This is a genomic window from Betaproteobacteria bacterium (assembly GCA_009693245.1).
Lineage (GTDB): Bacteria > Pseudomonadota > Gammaproteobacteria > Burkholderiales > SHXO01 > SHXO01.
On sequence record SHXO01000121.1, the window covers coordinates 1 to 7250 of the forward strand.

General features: G+C 59.9%; 5 protein-coding genes. 1 reads left to right on the forward strand and 4 read right to left on the reverse strand.

Features of this window, described 5'->3' with window-relative positions; all coding sequences use genetic code 11:
* The 4 genes from EXR36_15050 to EXR36_15065 form a co-directional block, all read right to left on the reverse strand.
* A partial coding sequence (locus tag EXR36_15050; GenBank protein ID MSQ60909.1) for a diguanylate cyclase occupies positions 1 to 1486 on the reverse strand: 1486 nt, incomplete at its 3' end.
* Between the two features lie 148 nt (positions 1487 to 1634).
* A complete protein-coding gene (locus EXR36_15055) occupies positions 1635 to 4445 on the reverse strand; it encodes a valine--tRNA ligase (GenBank protein MSQ60910.1) in 2811 nt (936 codons plus the stop codon).
* 51 nt (positions 4446 to 4496) lie between these two features.
* Positions 4497 to 4928, reverse strand: a complete 432-nt coding sequence (locus tag EXR36_15060) for a DNA polymerase III subunit chi (protein MSQ60911.1) — start codon at positions 4926 to 4928, stop codon at positions 4497 to 4499.
* Between the two features lie 9 nt (positions 4929 to 4937).
* Positions 4938 to 6419 carry a leucyl aminopeptidase gene (locus EXR36_15065; protein MSQ60912.1) on the reverse strand — a complete coding sequence of 494 codons (1482 nt, stop codon included), beginning with the start codon at positions 6417 to 6419 and terminating at the stop codon, positions 4938 to 4940.
* Between the two features lie 109 nt (positions 6420 to 6528).
* On the opposite strand from EXR36_15065, the gene lptF reads away from it, so the two are divergent.
* Positions 6529 to 7250, forward strand: a 722-nt coding sequence (lptF, locus tag EXR36_15070) for an LPS export ABC transporter permease LptF (protein ID MSQ60913.1), incomplete at its 3' end; no start/stop codon positions are given.

Consider the following 7250-nt stretch of genomic DNA (forward strand, 5'->3'; position numbering starts at 1 on the left):
CTTGCACGAATTGGCGCGCGGACAGATTCACCGCGACGCGAAGCGGAGGAAGTCCGATGTCTTGCCAGGCACGCCGGTGCATGCAAGCGGTTCGAATTGCCCAGTCGCCGATACCGACGATGAGTCCTGTCTCCTCCGCCAAGGGAATGATCTTGTCCGGCGGTACAGCGCCGAATTCCGGATGTTTCCAGCGAAGCAGGGCTTCCAGCCCCACGATCTTTCCCGTGCGAGGATCGGCCTTCGGTTGGTAGTGCAACGAGAGTTCGTCCCGGCTCAGCGCGTGGCGTAGGGCGGACTCCAACTCCAGCCGCTCGAAGGAGTGTTCGTTGATGTGCTTCGTGTAGAACTGGTAGGTGTTCTTACCGAGTTCCTTGGCGCGGTACATGGCGATATCGGCGTGTTTGAGCAAGGTCTGGGAATCTTCGCCGTGGACAGGGAACACGCTGATACCGATGCTCGCGGTGACGTGTAATTCACCACCTTCCAGCGACATCGGCCTGGTCACTTCCGCGAGAATCCGCTCGCATATCACGTTCACTGACTTTAGGCTCCCCAACTTACCCATCAAGACGACGAATTCATCGCCCCCTTGCCGCGCCACCATGGCCGTTCCGCTCGTACAGGCCGCGAGCCGCGCCCCTACCTCCTTCAATAGGCGGTCACCTGCCTCGTGACCTAGGGTATCGTTGATATTCTTGAAGCGGTCGAGGTCTATGAACAATACGGCCAAGCGCTCTTGCGCGACTTTGGCCTGGGTAATCGCCCCCTCGAATCGTTCGGAAAAAAGTAGCCGGTTGGGCAATCCAGTCAGCGGGTCGTGGGTCGCGAAGAATCGCAACGCGTCCTCCGCTTGCTTGCGCTCTCTTACTTCCCGGTACACCAGATAGAACACGAAACACAGCAAAGCTATGTTGAACCCGCTCGCGACATAGGTACTCGCCTTGCTAACGCCAAAGTTTTCCCGCACCTGCGCGGTGCGTTGGAGTAGCGCGGTCTCGCCGGCCTTCGTCATGCTGGATAGTTGTTCGTACATGCGGTCGAGTAACCGGGCGTTGGTGTTGGAGCGCACTTCCTTCAGCGCCGCCGCTTCGCCGCGCGCGCCATGGATCTCTTCGATCTTCCCATAGCGTTCGCCGGCCGCGCCGGTCAACTCGCCAAACTCGCGTAACCGTTGCACATCTAGTACAGTACCCGCGAACTTCTCCAACTCCCTTAGCGCAACCCCCGCCTCGCCCAATTCCTCCCGTGCCTGGCGTAAATGGGCGGTGTTCCCTCGCAAAATATAGCTCCGATGCGCGCTTTCCAGCGTGTCGAGGCTGGCACGTATGCGCTTCAACCGTTCGAGGGCTTGCAGGTCATTCTCGACCGAACCCGATGTCAGGACGACGGAATCCATCGCCCGGTACGAAATAAGCGCATTGCCCGCCAAAACAGCTGCCGCGGCAACCAGGCCCGCCAGGAATTTCCCCGATACTGCGAATTTCAATTTTGACCCCACCCGCGCTAGTCGCGCCCCGGTCCATGAAGGCCGGGGCCTCGCGAACTGACAAACAACTTGAATTAGTTCTTTGCGGGATGGATGCGCAAGTCATATACCACGACTCACGCGGAGAGCGAAGGTACCTACTGACAACCTAACTTGGTCTTAAGCGGCTCAAGTTTTCCTGGACTTTCTCCAACGTGGAGCGCAGCGCAGCCAAGCGCGCGCGTTCCTGCTCCACGATATGCGCTGGGGCGCGCTGTGTGAAGCTCGCGTTGGAAAGCTTGTCTTCTACCTTGGCGATATCGGATTCGAGTTGGGTGGACTCCTTCGTAAGACGCTCGTGCTCGGCCGTCCGGTCAATCTCGATCTTCAGCATGAGCCTAAGATCCCCCACCACTAGGACAGGAGAATCGGCGGCGGGTAGCTCCGCCCCGGCACATGCAATGCCGCTAAGCTTGGCGAGAAACTTCACGTAGGGCAGGATGGCGCCGAGCGCTAGCGTGTCACCCGCAACCAACAGCGGAACCCGTAAAGCGGGAGAAATATTCATTTCACCACGCAACGTGCGGCACGCATTGATGATTTCTTTCACCTGCGCGATTCGGGCTTCGGCGTCATGGTCGGTATTGCGTGCGTCAGCTTTGGGATATGGCGCCAGTGAAACGCTGCCGCCGGACTTACCGGCCAGTGGCGCGACCTTCTGCCACAGTTCCTCGGTGATGAAGGGAATAACGGGGTGTGCCAAGCGCAGGATGGCCTCTAGCACGCGCAACAAAGTACTCCGCGTTCCGCGCTGAACCGCCTCCGAACCTTCATTGATCTGCACCTTGGAGAGTTCCAAGTACCAATCGCAATACTCGTCCCAGGCGAACCGGTAGATCGCATTGGCCACGTTGTCGAGGCGGTACTCCGCGAACCCTTTCTCCACCTCCGCTTCCGTGCGTTGCAGTACGCTGACAATCCACTTGTCGGCCACGGAGTACTCCACGGGCGCGCTGTCGTCCAGCCCGCAATCCTTGCCTTGCGTGTTCATGAGAACGTAGCGCGTGGCGTTCCACAGCTTGTTGCAGAAGTTCCGGTAGCCCTCGCAGCGCTTCAAATCGAAATTGATGTTACGGCCCAGCGTCGCGTAGGCCGCCATGGTGAAGCGCAAGGCATCCGCGCCATGAGCGGCGATGCCCCCGGGGAATTCCTTGCGGGTTTTCTTCTCGATGCGCGGCGCGTGCTCCGGTTTTCGCAGCCCCGTCGTGCGCTTCTTCAGCAAGGGCTCGAGCGCTATGCCATCGATGATGTCCACCGGATCCAAGGTATTGCCCTCGGACTTGGACATCTTCTTGCCTTCGGCGTCGCGGATCAAGCCGTGGATGTAGACATGCTTGAAGGGCACGCGCGCCGTGAAATGAGTGGTCATCATGATCATGCGCGCCACCCAGAAGAAGATGATGTCGAATCCCGTCACCAATACCGATGAGGGCAAGTACAAGTCGTAGGCAGCCTTGTCATCGCCCACGGGCCGCGGCCATCCCAGACTCGAATGGCATACCAGCGCGGAGGAAAACCAAGTGTCGAGGACGTCAGGATCGCGTGCCAGCGCGGCTTGCGGCGCGAGACTCCGCGCGTACTTCGAGCGCACTTCCTCTTCGGTGCGGCCGACGTAGACGTTACCGGCATCGTCGTACCATGCGGGAATCTGGTGGCCCCACCATAGCTGGCGCGAGATGCACCAATCCTGGATGTTGTTCAACCATTGGTTGTAGACGTTCACCCAGCTGCCGGGAAAGAACTTGACTTCGCCGCGTTCGACGACTTCCAGCGCGACCACGGCAATGGATTTGCCGGGGAAGTGCGTGCCTTCGGGCGCGGGTTTGGACATGGCGACGAACCACTGGTCAGTGAGCATGGGCTCGACCACTTCGTTGGTGCGTGCGCAACGCGGCACCATCATCTTGTGGGGCTTCGCCGCCCCGACCAGCCCGAGGGCTTCGAGATCCGCCACCACGCGCTTGCGCGCTTCGAACCGGTCCAACCCGCGATAGGGCGCGGGCGCGTTGTCGTTGATGCTGGCTTTGAGCGTCATCACGTTGATCACGGGCAGTTGGTGGCGCTGTCCCACCTGGAAATCGTTGAAGTCGTGCGCCGGTGTGATCTTCACGCAACCGGTGCCAAACTCCTTGTCCACGTAGCTGTCGGCGATCACCGGAATACGCCTGCTGCATAGAGGCAGCTCCAATTCCTTGCCAACGAGATCAGTGTAGCGCGCATCCTCCGGATTGACCGCCACCGCGGTATCGCCCAGCATGGTTTCCGGCCGCGTGGTGGCCACCACGACGAACCCCTTGCCGTCAGCCCTCGGATAGCGGATGTGCCAGATCTTGCCATCCTCTTCTTCGCTTTCCACCTCGAGATCGGAGACCGCGGTGCCAAGTTTTGGATCCCAGTTGACGAGCCGTTTGCCACGGTAGATGAGACCTTGTTCGTACAAGCGCACGAAGGTCTCGGTCACCACGGGCGAGAGCTTGGCGTCCATGGTGAAGTACTCCCGCCGCCAGTCGCAGGAGTCTCCCAACCGCCGCATCTGGCCGGTGATGGTGGAACCCGACTCCTCCTTCCACTCCCACACTTTCTCGTTGAACTTCGCGCGCCCTAGCGCGTGGCGAGAGCTGCCTTTGGCCTCCAGTTGCCGCTCCACCACGATTTGCGTTGCGATGCCCGCGTGATCGGTGCCCGGCAGCCACAAGGTATTGTGTCCGCGCATGCGGTGGTAGCGCGCGAGCGCGTCCATGATGGTTTGGTTGAAGGCATGGCCCATGTGCAACGTACCCGTCACGTTGGGCGGGGGTAATTGCACGCAGAAAGAGGGCTTGGAGGAGTCGTACGTCGCGTTGAAGATGCCGCGCGATTCCCAAATAGGATACCAACGCCGCTCGATCTCCGAGGGCTCGAAGCTCTTGGAAAGTTCCATGAAGGGGACCAAACGAAAAGAGCGGCGAGTATAGCCCAGGGGTTAATCCCGCTACGTTTGTACGCTCTTGGCGAGATCGTGCGTGCGAATTTCATAACCACGATCGCGATAGAAGCGAAAGCGCGCGCGCGCCGCCAGCTTGTCGTCTTCATCGAGGCCCACGATTTCGATGAGGCGCTCGAAGCGGCTAAAGACGTGGGAGCAGTCGGCGCTGAAATTTACCAGCACTTGCTCATGCACCACCGGCTCGGCAACGTGATCGACGATGATGGGCGTGACGCTCGCGCGCTTGCTGGCCGCCCTGCAATGGGGCAAGAAACCGGTGGCTGGTTGCGTCCATAGATAACGGTCCACTTTCTCCGTGCTTTCTTGGCCGTCTGTCAGCACAAAGAGCCGCGCGCCTTGGCGCAAAGCTTTGTTGCTTAGCGTGGCAAGCGTGGAGAGACGGCTGTCCGCGTTAATGTAGAAATCGATCCGCGTCATCTCGCGGCACTACGCGCTTTTTCGCATCAGATAGTTCGTGAGCAGCGGCACCGGCCTACCGGTGGATCCCTTGTCCTTGCCCGAGCGCCATGCCGTACCGGCGATGTCTAGATGAGCCCACTTGAACTTCTTGGCGAAGCGCGACAGGAAGCAGGCCGCGGTAACGCTCCCCGCCGGGCGCCCGCCCACATTCGCCACGTCGGCGAAGGGGCTCTTGATCTGCTCATGGTAATCGTCCCAAAGCGGCATGCGCCAAGCCCGGTCCCACGCGTCCATGCCGGCATCGAGAAGATCCTTGGCGAGCGCTTCGTCATTACTGTAAAGCCCGGTGGCGACATTGCCCAGGGCAACGACGCAGGCACCCGTGAGCGTCGCAATATCGATGACGGCTTCGGGTTGGTAGCGCTCCGCATAGGTAAGCGCATCGCACAAGATGAGACGGCCTTCGGCATCCGTGTTAAGAATTTCTATCGTCTGTCCTGACATGCTGGTCACCACGTCGCCTGGCTTGATGGCATTTCCTCCGGGCATGTTTTCGCAGGTGGGAATTAGCCCCACCACGTTGACGGGCAAGCGCATTTGCGCGACGGCCTTCAGAGTACCCAACACACTGCCCGCGCCCGACATGTCGTACTTCATCTCGTCCATCTCACCCGAGGGCTTGAGCGAAATGCCGCCGGTATCGAAGGTAATGCCTTTGCCGATCAGAACCACGGGCTTCGCACCTGCCTTCGCACCGTTGTACTCCAGCACGATGAACTTCGCCGGTTCGCGAGTACCTTGTGTCACCGCGAGGAAGGAACCCATTTTCAAGCGCGCCATGTCCTTCTCGTCCAGCACTTGCACTTTGAGTTTGTAGGCTTTTGCCAACTGCTGGGCCTGGTCCGCGAGATAGGTGGGGGTGCAAACATTGCTGGGAAGATTGCCCAGATCCTTCGCCAAGCTGACACCCGCGCCCAAGCCGGTGCCGCGTTCCCAGGAACGCACCAGCATCGCGCTCGGGCGGGCGGAAACGCCAAGGGAAACCTCGCGTAGCTTTCGCGCGCTAGCGGGTTTGCTCTTCATCCGATCGAACCGGTAGGTCGCGTCGGCCACCATCTGAGCGGCCTGCGCGGCCCGCCACGCTTCGTCCTTGTGGGTGACGGGAAACTCCGTGACATAAAGATGGGCATGCACGATGGCCCCATCACCGAGCGCGCGCACGGCCCGCGACACCGTCTCGCGATAGGTTTTTTCGCCCAGTTCGCCGGACTTACCCGCTCCCATCACCAGCACCCGCTCCGCCGTGACCCATGGGACATGATGCAGCATCGTCATGGTGCCCGCGCGGCCCGTCAAATCGCCGCTCGCCACGAGCTTCGAGAGGTAGCCCTTCGATGCACGGTCCACGCTCGCGGCGGAAGGAAGAAGTTTCTTGTCCTCCAATTGCCCCACCACGATGCAGGATGACTTTTGATTCTCTGGCGCTCCTACTTTTATGCTAAAGTCCACGCGGTTTTTTCCTTTCAGTTCAATTCGCTAACTTACCTTGGGCCAGCCGCCGAGGATTATCTTCGCTCTTTGCCCGCCAAGTCAAAGCCGTTTTCTCGATCGATGAATCATGATATTCGTTCGCTCGGCACTGCGTGAGTTCACGGCGTCGGGTGTGGTCGTGTTTGTCGTGCTGCTGGCCATTACCTTCACCACTCAGTTGATTCGCTTCCTGGGCCAGGCGGCAGGCGGGCGCTTGCCCGCCGACGCGGTGCTGACCATGCTGGGGTTCTCGGCGCTTGGGTATCTGCCGCTACTGCTATCCATCGCGCTCTTTCTCTCCATTTTGCTCACCATGTCGCGCGTGTACCGCGACTCGGAGATGGTGGTGTGGTTCAGCACCGGCGCGGGGCTCACTGCCTGGTTTAGGCCAGTGCTGCTCTATGCGGCACCCGTTACCGCCGTGGTGGCGCTGTTGTCCTTGTCGCTTACGCCCTGGGCCATCGGCAAGAGCGAGGCGTTTCGCCACCAAATCGAAGCGCGCGATGACATATCGGCCATTGCTCCAGGAATTTTCAAGGAATCCAAGCAGGGAGACCGCGTGTTCTTCGTCGAGAAGCTCACCAGCGATCTGTCGCAAGTGGCGAACATCTTCATGCACTCCATCGAGAACCAGCAACAAGGCGTCACCATCGCCCAGCGCAGTTTCGTGGACACTCACGAAAATGGCGACCGTTATATGGTCATGCTCAAGGGCCGCCGTTACGAAGGTCTCCCTGGCCAGGCGGACTACAAAGTCGTGAACTTCGCGCGCTATTCGATTCTGATCGAGCAGGGCGAGGCCAGGGCTTT

Excerpts from the sequence above, each read along its gene's own strand:
- EXR36_15055 (MSQ60910.1), bottom strand. The coding sequence starts at position 4,445 with ATGGAACTTTCCAAGAGCTTCGAGCCCTCGGAGATCGAGCGGCGTTGG.
- EXR36_15060 (MSQ60911.1), bottom strand. The coding sequence starts at position 4,928 with ATGACGCGGATCGATTTCTACATTAACGCGGACAGCCGTCTCTCCACG.